This window comes from Wenxinia marina DSM 24838 (assembly GCF_000379485.1).
GTDB lineage: Bacteria > Pseudomonadota > Alphaproteobacteria > Rhodobacterales > Rhodobacteraceae > Wenxinia > Wenxinia marina.
In genome coordinates this window covers 1-18,024 of the sequence record NZ_KB902299.1, presented here as the reverse complement: position 1 = coordinate 18,024, position 18,024 = coordinate 1, and the positions used below count along the sequence as shown (strand labels likewise).

Sequence of the window (18,024 nt, the reverse complement as noted above, 5' to 3'; positions counted from 1 at the left end):
GCAGGTCATCCTCCGGTCCGGGGGCCGGCGGCGACGGCCGCCGCGCGCGGCACCGGATCGCACGGACGCGGAGTGAATTCAAATCGAAACTCGCCGAGGCGGAGGGTGAGGGACCCCTGGTCCGGCCGGCGGGGCCGCACCGGGCGCGGGAAGCGCGTGGCGAGCGCGATCCGGGCGAGGCCGAGCGCCAGCTCGGCCCGGTTTGGCGCGGCGGCGTAGACCGGGCGCCAGTCCGGCGCGAAGCTCGCCTTGAACTGGTGCAGGCCGGCGCGCGTCCGTGCGGTCAGGCGGCGGGCGAGCGGATGGTGCGGGTCCGGCACGGTGGCGAGCGTCAGCACGGGGGCGCCGTCCGCCGCCGCCGCGGCGATGGCGGCGACGATCAGCGCCTGCATCGTGCCCTGCGGTACGTCGGGGCGCTGGCGCATCAGGTCGAGGCCCCAGCCGGCGCCGGTCACGTGGAAGCTGGCGAAGGCGACGAGCCGTCCGTCCAGATGGCCGAGGATCACCGCCTGCCCGGCCAGCAACGCGGGGTCGAAGCGGCCCATGACGAGGCCGCGCTCGCTTCCGTGGACGGTGCGCCAGGCGGCGTGGACCTCGGCCATCTCGCGGGCGGGCAGGGGGCCGTCGGCCGGCGCGCGGACGGTGACGGCCAGGCCGGCGCGGGAGGCGGCGGACAGCTTGCGGCGCAGCTGGCGGCGGGCGGGGCCGTCAGCGCTCCATCCGGTAGGGTCGATCCGCGCCTCCGCGCCCACCCGCACCACCGCCCACCCGGTCCCTCGCGCACGGTGTGCCGTCCGCGCGTCGAGGCGGTACAGCGCCAGCGGCAGTCCCTCGCGCCGCGCGGCGTCCTTCAGGGCGGGCAGGTCTGGCGGCCCGAGGGGCCGGCCGAGGGTCAGGAACTGTCCCGCCATCTCGCGCCGGTGCCAGCGGCAGCCGCCGCCGGCAAGGAGGCGGCCCCCTTGCCGGACGAGGCCCCAGTCGGTGTCCGGCGCAACGGCGAGGAGCGCGGGTTCGGCCGTCGCCTCGGCCGGTCGCAGCGCGTCCTCCGCCGGGGCGGGCTCCGGCCGGATCAGGGCGAGGAGGGCGAGCGCGGCCGGGACGAGGTGATAGACGGCGCGGTAGGCGACGAGGGCGGCCAGCGCCTCGGGCGTGGCGCCGCCGGGGACGAGGGCGAGGAGCGTCGCCTCGAACACGCCGACGCCGCCGGGGCTCTGGCTCACGAGGCCGGCCCAGAGGGCGACGAGGTAGGCGCCCCAGAAGGCGGGGAAGCTCATCCCCGGGCTGCCGTGCCAGACCGCCCACAGGGCCAGCGCCGCCATCGCGGTGTCGAGGCCCGAGGTCCAGAGCGCCGACAGGGTCGCCGCCGCCGCGCCCGACCGGATCGCCGCCGCGATCAGCAGGAGCGCGCCGGACAGCGCGAGGGCGCCGCCGCCGGTCAGCGCCCGGGACAGGCCGAACAGGAGAGCGGTCGCGCCGAAGAAGGCGAGGCTGGCGCCGAGCGCGACGAGACCGGCGGTCGCCAGGTCGGTGCCCGGCAGCGCCCGCCACCGGGCGAGGGTACCCGAGACGAGGCCGAAGCCCACGGTCTGGCCGATCGCGACCCCGACCATGCCGGCGCGCCGCGCCCGCGGGCCGGCGACCCCGGTGCCCAGCCAGCGGTGCACGACGCGGTCGAGATGGCCCATGGACCACAGGCTGACCGCCGTGGCCGCGGCGGCGACGGCCCATTGTCCGGCGCCGACCTGCGCCAGCGCGGCCCGCAGAGCGGCCAGGTCGACCCCGGCCGCCGCCTGAGCAAGCAGCCATAGGCCCGCCGCCAGTCCGCCGACCGGCAGCATCCCGCGCGCCCATGCGCGCGGCCCACGACCCATGAAACGGATCATTCCGCCCCCCGCTTCCGACCCCACCGGGGGTGGAGATAGGGGGCAGGCGTGAAGGCCGGGTTAAGCCGTCCGGCTCAGGATTCCGAGGCGATCTGGCCCTTGGCCTCGATCAGCAGCTCGTCCATCTTTCGGCGCACCTCGTCGTCGGTCGCCTTGTCGCCGAGATCGCCCGAGACCTTGCGCACCACGTCCTCGTGGCCCGCCTCCTCGAAGTCGGACTTCATCACCTCGACCACGTAGGCGTCGAGCTCGGCGCCCGTCTTGCCGAGGATCTCGCCCGCCCAGTTGGCGAGCAGCTTGTTGCGGCGGGCCTCGGCCCGGAACACCATCTCGGCGTCATGGGCATACTTCGCCTCGAAAGCGCGCTCGCGATCGTCGAACTGGGCCATCCTCGTCGTCCTCCTGGTCGGTCGCCAGCCCTCGATATGCCCCCCGGGGCGCTTGCCCGCAAGGGGGCGTTGCCGTATGCACCAGCCCAAACGCCGCCATATCCGCGCGGCGGGGAGTTCATCGCATGGCACGCCGCAAGAAGGTCTACGAAGGCAAGGCGAAGATCCTCTACGAAGGGCCCGAGCCGGGCACCTTCGTGCAGTACTTCAAGGACGACGCCACCGCCGGCAACGGGGCCAAGAAGGACGTGATCGACGGCAAGGGCGTGCTGAACAACCGCCTCAGCGAGTTCTTCATGACGGGCCTCAACAACATCGGCGTGCCCACCCACTTCATCAAGCGCCTGAACATGCGCGAGCAGCTGATCCGCCAGGTCGAGATCATCCCGCTGGAGGTGATCTGCCGCAACTTCGCCGCGGGCAGCATGGCCAAGCGGCTGGGGCTCGAGGAAGGGACCGCGCTGCCGCGGCCGATCGTGGAGTTCTGCTACAAGGACGACAAGCTGGGCGACCCGCTGGTGCCCGAGGAATACGTCATCGCCTTCGGCTGGGCGACGCAGCAGGACCTCGACGACATCGTCGCGCTGGCGCTGCGGGTGAACGACTTCCTCTCGGGCGTGATGCACGGCGTCGGGATCAAGCTGGTGGACTTCAAGATCGAGGTCGGCCGGATCTGGGACGGCGACTACGCCCGCCTCGTCGTGGCCGACGAGATCAGTCCCGACAGCTGCCGCCTGTGGGACATCGAGACCGGGGCGAAGCTGGACAAGGACGTGTTCCGCCGCGACCTGGGCTCGCTCGCGGACGCCTATACCGAGGTCGCCCGCCGCCTCGGCGTGCTGCCGTCCAACGTCACGCACCGGCCGAAGCCGACGCTCATCAACTGACGGGCGCGGCGTGGGCAAGATCACCCTGGCGGAGAAGCTGACGCGGTTCGACACCCACTGGGACCCGCACGTCGTCGCCCGCTACAACGACAACGACGTGATGGTCGTGAAGGTGAGGGGAGAGTTCCCCTTCCACCTGCACGAGACGACCGACGACTTCTTCCTGATCCTGTCGGGCGAGGTCGTCATGGACTACCACGACCGTCCGTCCGAGACCCTGCGCGCAGGGGACCTCTGCGTCGTGCCGAAAGGCGTGACCCACCGGCCCCGCGCGACGCAGGAGGCGCACATCCTCTTGATCGAGCCGACCGGAGTGCCGAACACGGGCGATCCCGCGACCGCCGCGGCGAAACCAAGCATCTGACGGAGCCGAGCATGAAAGCCAGAGTGACTGTGATGCTGAAGGACGGCGTCCTCGACCCCCAGGGCGAAGCGGTACGCCACGCCCTCGGCGCGCTCGGGTTCGAGGGCGTCACCGGCGTCCGGCAGGGCAAGGTGATCGAGCTCGACCTCGCGGATGGGACCTCCGACCCCGAGGCCGAGGTGCGCGCCATGTGCGAGAAGCTGCTCGCGAACACGGTGATCGAGAGCTACCGGGTGGAGATCGGCTGAGGGCAGGGGCGCCCGTCCCGCCGCGTCGGAGCGCCCTGTTCGCGAGGCCCCGGGTCAGGCCCGGGGCGGGTCTTCCCGGGGCTACGCGTGCGCTTCCCGTCCCGGGCTTGATCCGGGGTCTCGATGGACCTGGCGCTCCGCCTCTCGAACGGGTCCCTCAGCCATCGGCCGTCGCTTCCCTCTGGACAACCCGCCCCGCCCCTCGCAGCGTGCCCCCGACCGACCGAGAGGACCTCATCCATGAAAGCCGCCGTCCTGCGCGAGTACCGCGCCCCGCTCAGCCTGGAGGACCGCCCCGAGCCGGCCTGTCCCCCGGACGGCGTCGTCCTGCGCGTCCTCGCCTGCGGCGTCTGCCGCAGCGACTGGCACGGCTGGACCGGAGAGCATCCGCGGGTGAAGCCGGGCAGCGTCGGCGGCCACGAATTCTGCGGCGAGGTGGTGGAGGCGGGGCCGCAGAGCGGCTGGACGACCGGCGACGTCCTCGTCGCGCCGTTCCTCCTCGGCTGCGGACATTGTCCGGCCTGCCGCTCGGGCGTCGAACATACCTGTCCTGACATGATCTATCCCGGCCTCGGCACCGACGGCGCCTTCGCCGAGTACGTCGCGGTCCCCCGCGGCCACAACCTGCACCGACTGCCGGAGAGCCTGGACCCCGTCACCGCCGCCGGCCTCGGCTGCCGGGTGATGACCGCGTGGCACGGCCTGACCGACCGCGCGGCGCTGGTGCCGGGCGAGTGGCTGGTGGTCCACGGGGCCGGGGGCGTCGGCCTCGCCGCCGTGATCGTCGGGCGGGCGATGGGGGCGCGGGTGGTCGCGGTGGACGTGGTGCCGGAGAAGCTGGACTTCGCCCGCGCCCACGGCGCCGAGGCGGTGGTGGACGCGCGCGATGCGGACGCGGTCGCGCAGGTGCGCGAGATCACCGGCGGCGGTGCCCATGTCAGCGTCGAGGCGGCGGGGATCGAGCCGACGCTCAACGCGTCCATCGCGACGCTGCGGCCGCTGGGGCGGCACGTCCAGTGCGGCATGCCGATCGGACACACCGCACGGATGCAGATCGACCTCAACGGCGTGTTCATGAAGAACCTTGCCCTCTACGGCTCCAAGGGGATGCCGCCGCACCGCTACCCGCAGCTGTTCTCGCTGATCGAGAGCGGGTCGGTGGATTTCGCGCCGATGATCGGGCGCCGGATCGCGCTGTCGGACGTGTCGGCGGAGCTGGCGGCGTTCGACGGGCCGGCGCCGCCGGGTGTGGCGGTGGTCACCGATTTCACGCGCTGAGCCGGGGTTGGGGTAGAGCTGGAGCCAGGCGCGAAGGAAATTCATTTCCGTCTGGGCCAGAAGAAATTTCTCGAAATTTCTTCGTGCCGGCGCTGCGGGTTCATTCCGGCGGCGCGCCGCCCTCCAGCCCCGCGAACGCGCCGTAGGCGCCCCCGTGGAACACCAGCGGCAGCCCGCCCCGAAGCCGGACGCTCAGCACGCGGCCGATCACCAGCGCGTGGTCGCCCGCGTCGTGCAGCGCCTCCTGCGCGCACTCGTAGACCGCGAGCGCCCGGGCCAGCACCGGGATGCCGTCCGCGCCCGTCTCCCACTCCCCCGCGTCGAACGCGTCCTTGGACTTGCGGAACGCGTCGCACACGCCGTGCTGATCCACCGCCAGCACGTTGATCGCGAACCGCCCGGCCCGCGCGAACGCGTCGTACCGGCGGGAGCCCTTGTCCGGCGCCCACAGGATCAGCGGCGGGTCGAGCGAGACGGACGAGAAGCTGTTCGCCGTGATCCCGACCGGCCCCTCGTCCGTCACGGTCGTGACCACGGTCACGCCGGTCGCGAAGGCGCCCAGCGCCCGGCGGTAGCCGCGCGGATCGCTGGCGGGGTCGAGGACGTCCATCGCGGCAGGCTCCTTCGGTCGGTCGGCGGTCGCAGGCCCCACATAGGACCGCCGCCCGGCCTGCACACCCCGGAACGGGTCGAACCCGGCGCGGAATCGGCTAGAACGGGCAGCGAGGACATACACAGGGAGGCGGACATGGCCGACACGTTCCGGGCGCTGGTGATCGACAGGGCGGAGGGCGAGAAGGCCCAGACCGTGGAATGGCGCGACATGGGCGCGGACGACCTGATGCCGGGCGCCGTCACCGTCCGCGTCCGCCACACGACGATGAACTACAAGGACGCCCTCGCCATCACCGGGAAGAGCCCGGTCGTGCGCCGTTTCCCGATGATCCCGGGCATCGACTTCGCCGGCGAGGTCGTGGAGTCGGACGATCCCGGCTTCGCCCCCGGCGACGAGGTGATCCTGAACGGCTGGGGCGTGGGCGAGGTGCATATGGGCGGCTATGCCGGCCTCGCGCGGGTTAGGGCGGAATGGCTGCTGAAAAGGCCGGACGGCCTGACCGGGGCGGAGTGCATGGCCCTCGGCACCGCCGGCTACACCGCCGCGCTCTGCGTCCTGCGCCTGCAGGAGCTGGGGCTCGAGCCGGGGGCCGGCCCGGTCCTCGTCACCGGCGCGTCGGGCGGCGTCGGGTCGGTCGCGGTGTCGCTGCTCTCGGCGCTCGGGCACGAGGTCGCGGCCTCCACCGGCAAGGCCGAGGAGGCGGAGTACCTGCGCGGCCTCGGCGCCACCGAGATCATCGACCGGGCCGAGCTGTCGGCGCCCGGCAAGCCGCTGATGAAGGAACGCTTCGCGGGGGCCGTCGATTCCGTCGGCTCCACCACGCTGGCGAACGCGCTGGCGCAGACCCGCTACGGCGGGGCGGTGGCGGCCTGCGGCCTCGCCGGGGGGATGGACCTGCCGTCCTCGGTCGCGCCGTTCATCCTGCGGGGCGTCACCCTCGCCGGCGTCGACTCGGTGATGGCGCCGATCCCGAAGCGCGAGGCCGCCTGGCGCCTGCTGTCCGACAGGATGGACCGCGCGAAGCTGACCGAGATCACCCGCGAGGCGTCGCTGGACGAGGCCGTGGACCTCGCCCCCGACCTCCTCGCCGGCAAGGTCCGCGGCCGCCTGCTGATCGCCGTCGACTGACCTCTCAGGCGCCCCGCCGCATCGTCCGCGGCGGGGCGCCGAACTCCGCCCGGAACGCCCGCGTCATCGCCGAGGCGTTCGCGTAGCCCACCCGCGCCGCGATCTCGGCCACCGACAGCGTCGTCTGCTCCGCCAGCCGCCGCGCCGTGCCGAGGCGGACCGAGGCGTAGACGCTGCGCGGCCCGCGCCCCATCGCGGCCGCGAACTGCGCCTCCAGCGCCCGCTGCGACAGGCCCAGCCGCCGCGCCAGCTCCGCCACCGGCAGCGGCGCTTCGACGTTGCGCCGCATCAGCGCCACAGCAGCCCGCACCAGACGGTCGGGCGGCACCCGGAGCGAGGGGTCCAGCCGCGGATCCCGCTCGCCGTGCATGAACAGGGCGGCGACGTCGAGCGCCAGCATCGGCCCGCCCTCGCGCTCCACCAGCGTCAGCATCAGCTCCAGCGTCGTCGTGGTGCCGCCGCAGGACAGCCGGTCGCCGTCCACGACGAAGCGGTCGTCCACCACGCTCACCTCCGGAAACGCCTCGGCGAAGCGGTCGAGCTCGTCCCAGTGGATCGTCGCCCGCCGCCCGGTCAGCAGGCCCGCCGCCGCCAGCAGCCAGCTGCCGGTGTCGAGCCCGGCGAGCGCGTCGAACCGCCGCGCGGCGCCCCGCAGGGCGGCGAGGCAGGCCGGCGTCGCATGTCCCTCGAAGCCGTAGGAGGGCATGACCAGCAGCAGGTCGCCTCCGGGATGATCGGCGAGCCGCCCCTCCGGTTGCACCGGCAGGCCGCTGGACGACCGCACCGGCGCGCCGTCCACCGACACGAACTGCCAGATCCACGCCGTGCGCCGCGCGAGCGTGTTCGCCCCTCGCAGCGGCTCGATCGCGTTGGCGAGGCAGTGGTTCGAGAAGTCGGGGAAGAGGAGGACGACGACACTTTTCGCGTTCGGCATGATCCGGCGCCAGTTCTGCACGATGGCCACGCCGGGCTTACGCTAGCCAAGGCGCAGGCGGCAAGGAGGGGCACGATGCAGTTCGGACTGACCGACGAGCAGGAGATGATCGTCTCCACCGTCCGCCGTTTCGTGGAGACGGAGATCTATCCCCACGAGGCGGAGGTGGAGCGGACGGGCGCCGTGCCGGCGGAGCTGGCGGAGGACATCAAGTGCAAGGTCATCGCCCTGGGCTTCTACGCCTGCAACTTCCCCGAGGAAGTCGGCGGCGCCGGCCTCAGTCACCTCGACTTCACGCTGGTGGAGCGAGAGCTCGGCCGCGGCTCGATGGCGCTGACGCACTTCTTCGGCCGGCCGCAGAACATTCTCATGGCCTGCGAAGGGGAGCAGCGGGAGCGCTACCTCCTCCCCGCCGTCCGGGGCGAGCGGATGGACGCGCTGGCGATGACCGAGCCGGACGCGGGGTCGGATGTCCGGGGGATGAAGGCGACGGCCGTGCGGGACGGCGGCGACTGGGTGCTGAACGGGACCAAGCACTTCATTTCGGGCGCCGAGCATGCGGACTTCTTCATCGTCTTCGTCGCGACCGGCGTGGACGACACGTCCCACGGGCCGAAGAAGCGGATCACCTGCTTCCTCGTCGACCGCGGCACGCCCGGCTTCGAGGTGCGGCCCGGCTACCGCTCGGTCAGCCACCGGGGCTACGCCAACTGCATCCTGACGTTCGACGAGTGCCGTCTGCCAGATGCGCAAGTGCTGGGCGAGGTCGACGGCGGGTTCGACGTGATGAACACGTGGCTCTACGCGACGCGCCTGACCGTCGCGGCCTTCGCCGTGGGGCGGGCGCGGCGGTGCTTCGACCTCGCGGTCGACTACGCGGCGCAGCGGCGGCAGTTCGGCCAGCCGATCGCCAGGTTCCAGGGGGTGGCGTTCCAGGTCGCTGACATGGTGACCGAGATCGACGCCGCCGACTGGCTGACGCTGGCGGCGGCGTGGCGGCTGGACGAGGGGCTGCCGGCGAACCGGGAGATCAGCAGCGCAAAGCTCTACGCCACCGAGATGCTCGCCCGCGTCACCGACACGACGCTGCAGATCCACGGCGGCATGGGCCTGATGGACGACCTGCCGGTCGAGCGGTTCTGGCGCGACGCGCGGGTGGAGCGGATCTGGGACGGCACCTCCGAGATCCAGCGCCACATCATCGCGCGCGAGCTGTTCCGGCCGCGAGGGGCCTGAATGACGAGACTCCGTAGGGTGGGTGAAACCCACCGCCACGACGGAACGCGATGTCGGCCGACCCTCGCGCTTCGGCCCGCGCCATGACGGACGCTCTTTCCCGCCTCCTCCGCCCCCGCTCCGTCGCCGTGATCGGCGGCGGGACGTGGGCGCTGAACGTGATCCGCGAATGCCGGAAGATCGGCTTCGCGGGAGAGCTATGGCCGGTCCATCCGTCGAAGGCCGAGGTCGGCGGCCTGCCGGCGGTGCCCTCGGTCGCCGAGCTGCCCGGCGCGCCGGACGCGGCGTTCGTGGGCGTGAACCGCGAGGCGACGGTGGGCGTGGTCCGTGACCTCGCCGTGAGGGGGGCCGGCGGCGCGGTCTGCTTCGCCTCGGGCTTCGCCGAGTCGGTGGCGGAGACGGGGGACGGCGCGGACCTGCAGGCGGCGCTGGTCGCGGCGGCGGGCGAGATGGCGATCCTGGGGCCCAACTGCTACGGCTATCTCAACGCGCTCGACGGGGCGGCGCTGTGGCCCGACCAGCACGGGCTGGTGCGGGTAGAGCGGGGCGTCGCCATCGTCACCCAATCCTCCAACATCGCGCTGAACCTGACGATGCAGCGCCGCGGCCTGCCGCTGGCCTACGTGGTGACGGTCGGCAACCAGGCGCTGGCAGGGCTGCCCGAGGTCGGGCGGGCGCTGCTGGCGGACGACAGGGTTACGGCGCTGGGCCTGCACATCGAGGGGGTCGGCGACGTGGCGGGCTTAGAGGCGCTGGCGCGGTACGCCCACGAGGTCGGCAAGCCTGTCGTCGCGCTGAAGATCGGCGCGTCGGAGCAGGCGCGGGCGGCGACCGTCTCGCACACCGCCTCGCTCGCCGGGTCGGACGCCGGGGGGCGGGCGCTGCTGCGGCGGCTGGGCTTCGGGCAGGTGGGCAGCCTGACCGCGCTGATGGAGACGTTGAAGCTCTTGCACGTCCACGGGCCCCTGCCGCACGCCGGCATCGTCTCGCTGTCCTGCTCGGGCGGCGAGGCGAGCCTGATGGCGGACAGCGCCGAAGGGACGGGCGTGACGTTCCCGCCCCTGACGGAGGGCCAGCGCTCCGGCCTGCGGGGGGCTTTGGGGCCGAAGGTGGCGCTCGCCAACCCGCTCGACTACCACACCTACATCTGGGGCGACGCGGACGCGCTGAGGCGCACCTTCACCGCCGCGATGGCGCCCCATCTGGCGATGGGGTGCGTGGTGCTGGACTTTCCCCGTGACGACCGCTGCCGCCCGGCCGAGTGGCCGATGGTGGTGGACGCGGTCGAGGCCGCGGGCCGCGCCTCGGGCGTGCCGATGGGGCTGGTCGCCTCGGTGCCCGAGTGCCTGACCGAGGCGCTGGCGGAGGACGCGATGGCGCGGGCGATCGTGCCGTTCGCGGGGATTCCGGAGGCGCTGGAGGCGATCGCGGTGGCGGCGTTGGTTCGGGCGCCGGGCGAACCGGTCCTGTCGTCAGGGCCGCTGGAGGGCGAGGCGGAACTGCTGTCCGAGACGGACGCCAAGACGGCGCTCGCCGCCCACGGTCTCGACGTGCCCAGATACCGCCGCGCGGTCAGCCCCGCCGAGGCGGCGGAGGCAGCCGCAGCGCTGGGCTTCCCCGTGGTCCTCAAGGGGGAGGGCGCCGCGCACAAGACCGAGGCGGGGCTCGTCGCCCTCGGCCTCACCTCCGCCGCCGGGGTGGAGGACGCTGCGACCCAGATGGCCGCGCCCGGGTATCTGGTTGAGGAGATGATCTCCGGCGGCGTCGCCGAACTGCTGGTCGGGGTCCTGCGCGATCCCGCCCACGGCTTCGTCCTCACGGTCGGCGCGGGCGGGACGCTGGCGGAGCTGTTGCAGGACACCGCGTCCCTCCTCCTGCCCGCCACGGTCGCGGAGATGGACGCCGCGCTGGATTCCCTGTGCACCGGCCCGCTCCTGCGCGGCTACCGCGGCCGGCCCGCCGCCCGCCGCGACGCGATCCACGCGGCGCTCCTCTCCCTCCAGTCGTACGTCGCCGCCAACGCGGCGACGATCGAAGAGGTGGAGATCAACCCGCTGATCTGCACCCCCACCCGCGCCGTCGCCGCCGACGCGCTGATCCGAAAGGTCATGCCATGACCGGACCCCTGCACACCACCCGCCGCGGCCATGTCCTGGAGGTGCGGCTCGACCGGCCGCCGGCGAACGCCATCGACCTCGCCACCTCGCGGCTGATGGGCGACCTCTTCGCCGACTTCCGCGACGATCCCGACCTGCGGGTCGCGATCCTGACGGGGACGGGCGAGAAGTTCTTCTGCCCCGGCTGGGATCTCAAGGCCGCCGCCGCAGGCGACGCGGTGGACGGCGATTACGGCCGCGGCGGCTTCGGCGGGCTGCAGGAGCTGCCGCAGATGAACAAGCCGGTGATCTGCGCCATCAACGGCATCTGCTGCGGCGGCGGGCTGGAGCTGGCGCTGAGCTGCGACATCCTGCTGGCGGCGGAGCACGCGACCTTCGCGCTGCCGGAGATCCGGTCGGGCACGGTGGCCGACGCCGCCTCGATCAAGCTGCCGAAGCGCATCCCCTATCACGTCGCGATGGAGATGCTGCTGACCGGGCGGTGGGTCGATGCGGCGGAGGCGGCGCGATGGGGGCTGGTGAACCGGGTCCTGCCGGCGGACGCCCTGATGGACGCGGCGCGCGAGATGGCGGACGCCATCGCGGCGGGGCCGCCCCTCGTCATGGCCGCGATCAAGGAGGTCGTGCGCGAGGCCGAGGACATGAAGTTCCAGGACGCGCTGAACCGCGTCACGCGGAGCCAGCTGCCGACCGTCGAGCGGCTCTACCGCTCGGAGGACCAGAAGGAGGGGGCGCGGGCATTCGCCGAGAAACGCGACCCCGTGTGGAAGGGGCGATGAACGCCGGCGGGGGGTTGCACCCACCCTACATCACCGCCCGAAAGGAGACGACATGCCGCTGACCATGAACCGCGAGGTCTTCATCACCTGCGCCGTGACCGGCTCGGGCGCGACGCAGGACCGCAGCCCCCACGTCCCCCGCTCGCCGGCCGAGATCGCGGCGAGCGCCATCGACGCCGCCCGCGCCGGCGCGGCGATCGTCCATTGCCACGTCCGCGATCCCGAGAGCGGCAAGCCCTCGCGCCGGGTGGAACTCTACCGCGAGGTGGCGGAGCGCATCCGCGAGGCGGAGGTGGACGTGGTGCTGAACCTCACCGCCGGGATGGGCGGGGACATGGTGTTCGGCCCGACGGAACGGCCGCTGCCGCTGAACGAGGCCGGCACCGACATGGCCGGCGCGGCGGAGCGGGTGAAGCATGTCGCCGAATGCCTGCCGGAGATCTGCACGCTCGATTGCGGTACGATGAACTTCGCCGAGGCCGATTACGTGATGACCAACACGCCCGGCATGCTGCGGGCGATGGGCGCGATGATGACCGAACTGGGGGTGAAGCCCGAGATCGAGGCGTTCGACACTGGGCACCTGTGGTTCGCGAAGCAGCTGGTGGAGGAGGGGGTGCTGCACGCCCCCGCCCTGGTGCAGCTGTGCATGGGCGTGCCGTGGGGGGCGCCGGACGACCTGAATACGTACATGGCGATGGTCAACAACGTGCCGGCGGACTGGCACTGGTCCGCCTTCTCGCTGGGGCGCAACCAGATGCCGTTCGTCGCCGCCGCGGTGCTTGCGGGCGGCAACGTGCGGGTCGGGCTCGAGGACAACCTCTGGCTTGGCAAGGGTCAGCTGGCCACCAACGCGCAGCTGGTGGAGCGGGCGGTCGGCATCGTGGAGCGGATGGGGGCGCGGGTGATCGGGCCGGCCGAGGTGCGCGAGAAGCTGGGACTGGTGAAGAGGGCGCCAGCCGACCGGCGGGCTGCAGACGCCGAAAGGAAGGTCTGCCCCGAGTGCGGGCACGTGTTCCAAGGGAGCGGCTGGGACGGGATCGACGCGCATTGGCGAAGCAAACACGAGGGAATCATGTCGTACGATGACGCTTGGCCGCTGCTCAGAAGTGGACGGTACGCGGCGGGGAAGGACGAATGAGACCGAAACAAATGAAGGCAGCCATCGTCGGCGGCGGCGTCATCGGCGGCGGCTGGGCCGCGCGCTTCCTGCTCAACGGCTGGGACGTTGCGGTCTTCGACCCCGACCCGGAGGCGCAGCGGAAGATCGGCGAGGTGCTGGCGGGCGCCCGGCGGGCGCTGCCGGCGCTCTACGACGGGGCACTGCCGGACGAGGGACGGCTCACGTTCCATGCCGACCTCGCCGAGGTGGTGACAGGGGCCGACTGGGTGCAGGAGAGCGTGCCGGAGCGGCTGGACCTCAAGCACAGGGTGCTGGCGCAGATCGAGGCGGCCGCCCCGGTCGACGCGATCATCGGCTCCTCCACGTCGGGCTTCAAGCCCTCGGAGCTGAACGCACAAGGCGCCCGCGCCATCGTCGCGCACCCGTTCAACCCGGTCTACCTGCTGCCGCTGATCGAGCTGGTCGGCGACGCGGACACCTGCGTCCGGGCCGGCGAGACCCTGCGCGCCATCGGCATGTTCCCCCTGCACATCCGCAAGGAAATCGACGCCCACATCGCCGACCGCCTGCTGGAGGCGGTCTGGCGCGAGAGCCTGTGGCTCGTCACCGACGGCATCGCCACCACCGAGGAGATCGACGAGGCGATCCGGATGGGCTTCGGCCTGCGGTGGGCGCAGATGGGCCTGTTCGAGACCTACCGGATCGCCGGCGGCGAGGCGGGGATGGCGCACTTCATGGCGCAGTTCGGGCCGTGCCTCGAATGGCCCTGGACGAAGCTGACCGACGTGCCGCCCTTCACGCCCGAGCTGGTGGAGCTGATCGCCGGGCAGTCCGACGCCCAGTCCGGCCACCGCTCCATCCGCGAGCTGGAGCGGCTGCGCGACGACAACCTCGTCGGCATCCTGCGCTCGCTCAAGCGCACCGGCAGCGGCGCGGGCGGCGTGATCCGCGACCACGAGGCGCGCCTGCCGCGGCCCCAGGCGGCGGACCTGCCGGTGACGGCCGAGCAGCAGGTCCCGCAGAGCTGGACCGACTACAACGGCCACATGAACGAGACCCACTACTTGGAACTCGCCAGCCGCGCGACCGACCGCTTCATGGCGCTGATCGGCGCCGACGCGGCCTACGTCGCGGCAGGGCAGAGCTATTTCACCGTCGAGAACCGCGTCCGCTACCTCGCCGAGGTGAATGCGGGCGAGCGGCTGCAGGTGACGACGCAGGTCCTGGGCGGGGCGGGCAAGAAGCTGCACCTGTTCCACACGCTCCGCCGCGGCGGAGGCGAGGTGGCGACGGTCGAGACGCTGCTGCTGCACGTCGACCTCGGGACGCGTCGCACGTCGCTGCCGTCCGAGGCGGTGGCGGCGGAGACGGAGGCGTGGGTGACTCGTCATTCGGGGCTGGGACGGCCGGAGGGCGCGTCGATCTGACGGGTAATCGGATCGTCGGGTACACCCCGGGGGGTGGCCTCTCGGCCCTGACGCGGGAAGGCCGGTCCCGGACCCGACGGGGTCAGGATCGCGCCGTCCGGTCCTTGCCGCCTCCAGACGCGTCCGGACCGGAAGGCTGTCGGCCGCCAGAGATGCGGCACGGGTCGGACGGATCGGTCGCGAGGTCCGGACTGTGCCGATGATGTGCGTGAGGGTTGGCCGGACCGGTCGTCGGTCGGGCTGAGAGAGGGGAGCGGGAAACGAAGCGCCGGTCCCCCTTCGGATCTGAGGTACCGTGGTGGCGGGGTCATCCCCGGACCGACACCCGGGCCGTCAGGCCTCGACAGCCGCCGGCACCGGGGCGCGGCCGCGATAACCTACTCCGCGGCGTCCTGGCCCTTCGTCAGCCGCTCGGCCTTCTTGCGGACCAGCACCGTCCGCAGGTCGTGCATCGCGAGGAGGAGGGCGTCGGTCACCTCCTCGAGATCCGCGTCGTTGGCGCGGGCCTGCACCCACTGGGCGGTCAGGTTCAGGTGGTCGATGGCGCGGTGGATGTCGTCCACCTCGCGCCGGGCCAGCATCTCGCGGCGGCGGGCGAGCCAGTCGTCGATCACCGCCTGCTCGTCCGCGGCCAGCGGCCGGTCGCCCTGGGGGCGCACGTTGCCGTTGTTCACGTTGACGGTGGCGATCTGCTCCATCTCGATCCGCCGCTGCCGGTTCTCGGTATCGACGCGGAAGACGGCCGCGCCGTTCTCCTTGATCCGGAAGTAGAAGGGGGGAAGCTCGCCGCTCATCGCTCCGCCATGGCTGCGGCCGCGCGGGGCCGGATGCGGGCGGACGCTAGCACGCGCCCCGCCGGGGCGCCAAGCCTCAAGCCGTCTGCAGGCAGCGCCAGAGGCTCCCGTCCCGGTCCACCAGCGCGAAGTACCGCGGGACGCGCGGTTGCTCCACCGGCGGGGTCAGGCGCGGGATCGCGCGGGAATCGTCGGTCAGGCCCGCGGTGCGGAACTCGGCGTACAGCGCGTCGAGGTCGAGGGTCCGCAGACACGCGCTGAACCAGCTGCTCCTCGGATCGAGCCCCGGGTGATGGAAGAACTCCACCTCCACGTCGCCGCGGCCGAGGATCATCCAGCCGTCGCTGCGGAAGCGCGTCTCGAACCCCAGCCGCGCGTAGAAGTCCGCCGTCGCCGCGAAGTCCCGCGACGGCAGGTTCGGCGTCGCCCGCAGGCTCACCGCAGCCCCGCGCAGAAGCGCTGGATGCGGCCGCACGCCTCCTCCAGCTCCGCCTCGGAGGTGGCATAGCTGATGCGGAAGTTGGGGCTGAGGCCGAAGGCCGTGCCCATGACGACGGCGACGTTCTCCTCGTCCAGCAGCGCCTCGGCGAAGTCGGTGTCGCTGTCGATCCGCCGCCCGCCGGCCGAGGTCTTGCCGAGGCAGCCGGAGATGTCGGGAAAGACGTAGAACGCCCCCTCGGGCACCGGGCAGGACACCCCCGGCGCCTGGTTCAGCATCGAGACCACGAGGTCGCGGCGCGACTGGAACAGCCGCCGGTTCGGCTCCAGGAAATCCTGCGGCCCCGTCAGCGCCTCCACCGCCGCCCACTGGCTGATCGACGAGGGGTTCGACGTCGACTGCGACTGCACCTTGCGCATCCCGCGGATCAGCTCTTCCGGCCCGCCGGCATAGCCGATCCGCCAGCCGGTCATCGCGTAGGCCTTGGACACGCCGTTGACGGTGAGCGTGCGGTCCTTGAGGCGTGGCTCCACCTGCACCGGGGTGGCGAAGGTGAAGCCGTCGAAGGCGAGGTGCTCGTACATGTCGTCTGTCAGAACCCAGACGTGGGGGTGCCGCATCAGCACATCGGTCAGGCCCTTGAGCTCCGCCGCCGAATAGCCCGCGCCGGTCGGGTTCGACGGCGAATTGAAGATCAGCCACTTGGTCCTGGGCGTGATCGCGGCGTCAAGCTGCTCGGGCGTCATCTTGAACGCCTGGTCCAGCCCCGCCTCCACGACAACGGGCGTGCCACCGGCCAGCAGCACCATGTCCGGGTAGCTCACCCAGTAGGGCGCCGGGATCACCACCTCGTCGCCGGGGTCCAGCGTCGCCATCAGCGCGTTGTAGAGGACCTGCTTGCCGCCCGTGCCGACCGTGATCTCGGCCGGGCTGTAGTCCAGGCCGTTCTCCCGCGCGAACTTCGCCGCAATCGCCTTCTTCAGCTCGGGAATGCCGTCGACGGCGGTGTATTTCGTCCGCCCCGCCCGGATCGCCGCGATCGCCGCCTCCTTGATGTTCTCCGGCGTGTCGAAGTCGGGCTCGCCCGCCGACAGCGAGATCACGTCGCGCCCCTCGGCCCGAAGCTCCTGCGCGCGGGTGGTCATCGCGATGGTGGGTGACGGCTTCACGCGGCCGAGGGTCGCGGACAGGACGGCCATGGGAGCCTCATGGGTGGAAAAGCGGGGCAGGGCATGTGATAAGACCGGCCCCCGGGACGTTCAACACGCGTTCCGCCGGGTGCGGCTTTCAGGACGGGCGAGGAGACGGCGATGAGCGACGTGCAGGAGAGCGACTGGTACAGCGAGGAGGCGGCGACGCTGGGCGACCGCATCGCCGGCGCGCGCGAGGCGGCGGGCCTCGGCCAGAAGGAGCTGGCCCGGCGCCTCGGCGTCAACAACGAGACGCTGGCAAAGTGGGAGGAGGACCGCTCCGAGCCGCGGGCGAACCGGATCCAGATGCTGGCGGGCGTGCTGGGCGTGTCGCTGTCGTGGCTGCTGACCGGCCGCGGCGAGGGGCCGGACGGTCCTGCGGATGCGCCGCTGGACGAGGGCATCGCCGAGCTGCTGGACGAGGTGCGCCAGCTGCAGACGCAGATCACCCGCGCCGCCGCCAGGCTCGGCCAGGCCGAGAAGGCGCTGCGCCGCCGCCTGCGCGAGAGCGCCTGATGGAGCCGGCCGAGATCCGGCTGCGGCGGCTGTCCATGCGCTCGCGGAGGCGCGGGATCAAGGAGATGGACCTGATCCTCGGCGCCTTCGCCGGCGCCGGCCTCGCGCGTCTCGCGCCGGAGGAGCTGGATGTCTACGAAAGGTTGCTCGAGGAGAGCGACCACGACCTCTACCGCTGGGTCTCCGGCGCGGAGGCACCGCCGGCGGACTATGCCGGGCTCATCGCCCGCGTCGCCGCGGGAGCCGAGGGGGTGTCGCGGCCGCGATAAGCCCCTCAGGGGCGAAGAGCGCCCCGCAGGCGCGGCGAGCGCCTCACAGGATGGTCGGAACCCCATCCTGCGCTTCCCCGCCACGCCCACAGGTTCCCCCGCCCCGGGCCTGACCCGGGGGCCCGCGCAGTTGGTGCGCGACCGACCGAGGCCCCTGTCTAACGAAATCATGTCAATGTGCTGGTGGCGGACGGCATCCCGTGAGGTCCCAGGGCTTGGAGCCCGCGAGCCGGCGCGGGAGCCGTCCGCCTTTGGATCGTCAACCTGAACAGTTGCTTGGGGCTGCGTGACCAGACCCCGCACCGACAGGGACAGGAGAAGATCATGACAGAAGAGTGCATCGGCGTCGACGTTTCGAAGCGGTGGATCGACGTGCATCATCCGCAGACCGGACCGGCCCGTCTGGC

18 protein-coding genes and 1 pseudogene are annotated in these 18,024 nt (G+C 72.3%); 12 read left to right on the top strand and 7 right to left on the bottom strand.

Annotated features, from left to right (window positions below; all coding sequences use genetic code 11):
- Window positions 1–5: 5 nt before the first annotated feature.
- Window positions 6–1,883: a DUF2156 domain-containing protein gene (locus tag A37W_RS0113010; protein ID WP_156169278.1), complete on the bottom strand. Its 1,878-nt coding sequence runs from the start codon at window positions 1,881–1,883 to the stop codon at window positions 6–8.
- 74 nt (window positions 1,884–1,957) lie between these two features.
- Window positions 1,958–2,272 (bottom strand): DUF1476 domain-containing protein, encoded by a 315-nt coding sequence (locus A37W_RS0113005; RefSeq protein ID WP_018303469.1) that lies wholly within the window; start codon window positions 2,270–2,272, stop codon window positions 1,958–1,960.
- A gap of 125 nt (window positions 2,273–2,397) precedes the next feature.
- On the opposite strand from A37W_RS0113005, the gene purC reads away from it, so the two are divergent.
- The 4 genes from purC to A37W_RS0112985 all read left to right on the top strand — a co-directional run bounded on the left by purC (window position 2,398) and on the right by A37W_RS0112985 (window position 5,049).
- Entirely contained in the window at window positions 2,398–3,159 is a 762-nt protein-coding gene (gene purC / locus A37W_RS0113000; protein WP_018303468.1) for a phosphoribosylaminoimidazolesuccinocarboxamide synthase, read from the top strand.
- Between the two features lie 10 nt (window positions 3,160–3,169).
- Window positions 3,170–3,523: a cupin domain-containing protein gene (locus tag A37W_RS0112995; protein ID WP_018303467.1), complete on the top strand. Its 354-nt coding sequence runs from the start codon at window positions 3,170–3,172 to the stop codon at window positions 3,521–3,523.
- An 11-nt stretch (window positions 3,524–3,534) separates the two neighbouring features.
- A complete protein-coding gene (purS, locus tag A37W_RS0112990; RefSeq protein ID WP_026198483.1) occupies window positions 3,535–3,771 on the top strand; it encodes a phosphoribosylformylglycinamidine synthase subunit PurS in 237 nt (78 codons plus the stop codon).
- A 240-nt stretch (window positions 3,772–4,011) separates the two neighbouring features.
- Window positions 4,012–5,049: a zinc-binding dehydrogenase gene (locus A37W_RS0112985; RefSeq protein WP_018303465.1), complete on the top strand. Its 1,038-nt coding sequence runs from the start codon at window positions 4,012–4,014 to the stop codon at window positions 5,047–5,049.
- 100 nt (window positions 5,050–5,149) lie between these two features.
- Here the strand turns inward: A37W_RS0112985 and A37W_RS0112980 are convergent, their stop codons facing one another.
- Entirely contained in the window at window positions 5,150–5,659 is a 510-nt protein-coding gene (locus A37W_RS0112980; protein WP_018303464.1) for a flavin reductase family protein, read from the bottom strand.
- Between the two features lie 138 nt (window positions 5,660–5,797).
- Between A37W_RS0112980 and acuI the strand changes: the two genes are divergently transcribed.
- The gene (gene acuI / locus A37W_RS0112975) at window positions 5,798–6,793 is read left to right on the top strand and encodes an acrylyl-CoA reductase (NADPH) (protein ID WP_018303463.1); all 996 of its coding nucleotides are present in this window, start codon (window positions 5,798–5,800) and stop codon (window positions 6,791–6,793) included.
- Between the two features lie 4 nt (window positions 6,794–6,797).
- Here the strand turns inward: acuI and A37W_RS0112970 are convergent, their stop codons facing one another.
- The gene (locus tag A37W_RS0112970) at window positions 6,798–7,757 is read right to left on the bottom strand and encodes a GlxA family transcriptional regulator (protein WP_018303462.1); all 960 of its coding nucleotides are present in this window, start codon (window positions 7,755–7,757) and stop codon (window positions 6,798–6,800) included.
- A 45-nt stretch (window positions 7,758–7,802) separates the two neighbouring features.
- Between A37W_RS0112970 and A37W_RS0112965 the strand changes: the two genes are divergently transcribed.
- The 5 genes and pseudogenes from A37W_RS0112965 to A37W_RS0112945 all read left to right on the top strand — a co-directional run bounded on the left by A37W_RS0112965 (window position 7,803) and on the right by A37W_RS0112945 (window position 14,409).
- Window positions 7,803–8,963, top strand: coding sequence for an acyl-CoA dehydrogenase family protein (locus A37W_RS0112965; RefSeq protein ID WP_018303461.1), 1,161 nt, complete (start codon window positions 7,803–7,805; stop codon window positions 8,961–8,963).
- An 83-nt stretch (window positions 8,964–9,046) separates the two neighbouring features.
- On the top strand, window positions 9,047–11,080 hold the full coding sequence (locus A37W_RS0112960) for an acetate--CoA ligase family protein (RefSeq protein ID WP_026198481.1): 2,034 nt from the start codon (window positions 9,047–9,049) through the stop codon (window positions 11,078–11,080).
- Complete coding sequence (locus A37W_RS0112955; RefSeq protein ID WP_018303459.1) at window positions 11,077–11,859, top strand: carnitinyl-CoA dehydratase; 783 nt, start codon at window positions 11,077–11,079, stop codon at window positions 11,857–11,859. Before A37W_RS0112960 ends, A37W_RS0112955 begins: the two co-directional genes overlap by 4 nt.
- 52 nt (window positions 11,860–11,911) lie before the next feature.
- Window positions 11,912–12,817, top strand: a pseudogene (locus A37W_RS0112950) (beta-keto acid cleavage family enzyme); the annotation flags it as partial.
- 194 nt (window positions 12,818–13,011) lie between these two features.
- Window positions 13,012–14,409, top strand: coding sequence for a carnitine 3-dehydrogenase (locus tag A37W_RS0112945; RefSeq protein WP_018303457.1), 1,398 nt, complete (start codon window positions 13,012–13,014; stop codon window positions 14,407–14,409).
- 377 nt (window positions 14,410–14,786) lie between these two features.
- Here A37W_RS0112945 and A37W_RS0112940 read toward each other — a convergent pair whose 3' ends face one another.
- The 3 genes from A37W_RS0112940 to A37W_RS0112930 all read right to left on the bottom strand — a co-directional run bounded on the left by A37W_RS0112940 (window position 14,787) and on the right by A37W_RS0112930 (window position 16,841).
- Window positions 14,787–15,203 carry a hypothetical protein gene (locus tag A37W_RS0112940; protein WP_018303456.1) on the bottom strand — a complete coding sequence of 139 codons (417 nt, stop codon included), beginning with the start codon at window positions 15,201–15,203 and terminating at the stop codon, window positions 14,787–14,789.
- A 76-nt stretch (window positions 15,204–15,279) separates the two neighbouring features.
- Window positions 15,280–15,642 carry a bleomycin resistance protein gene (locus A37W_RS0112935; protein WP_026198480.1) on the bottom strand — a complete coding sequence of 121 codons (363 nt, stop codon included), beginning with the start codon at window positions 15,640–15,642 and terminating at the stop codon, window positions 15,280–15,282.
- Window positions 15,639–16,841: a pyridoxal phosphate-dependent aminotransferase gene (locus A37W_RS0112930; RefSeq protein ID WP_018303454.1), complete on the bottom strand. Its 1,203-nt coding sequence runs from the start codon at window positions 16,839–16,841 to the stop codon at window positions 15,639–15,641. Before A37W_RS0112930 ends, A37W_RS0112935 begins: the two co-directional genes overlap by 4 nt.
- Window positions 16,842–16,952: 111 nt before the next feature.
- Between A37W_RS0112930 and A37W_RS0112925 the strand changes: the two genes are divergently transcribed.
- Window positions 16,953–17,348, top strand: coding sequence for a helix-turn-helix domain-containing protein (locus A37W_RS0112925; RefSeq protein ID WP_018303453.1), 396 nt, complete (start codon window positions 16,953–16,955; stop codon window positions 17,346–17,348).
- Window positions 17,348–17,617: an FAD assembly factor SdhE gene (locus A37W_RS0112920; RefSeq protein WP_018303452.1), complete on the top strand. Its 270-nt coding sequence runs from the start codon at window positions 17,348–17,350 to the stop codon at window positions 17,615–17,617. Before A37W_RS0112925 ends, A37W_RS0112920 begins: the two co-directional genes overlap by 1 nt.
- Window positions 17,618–18,024: the final 407 nt, after the last annotated feature.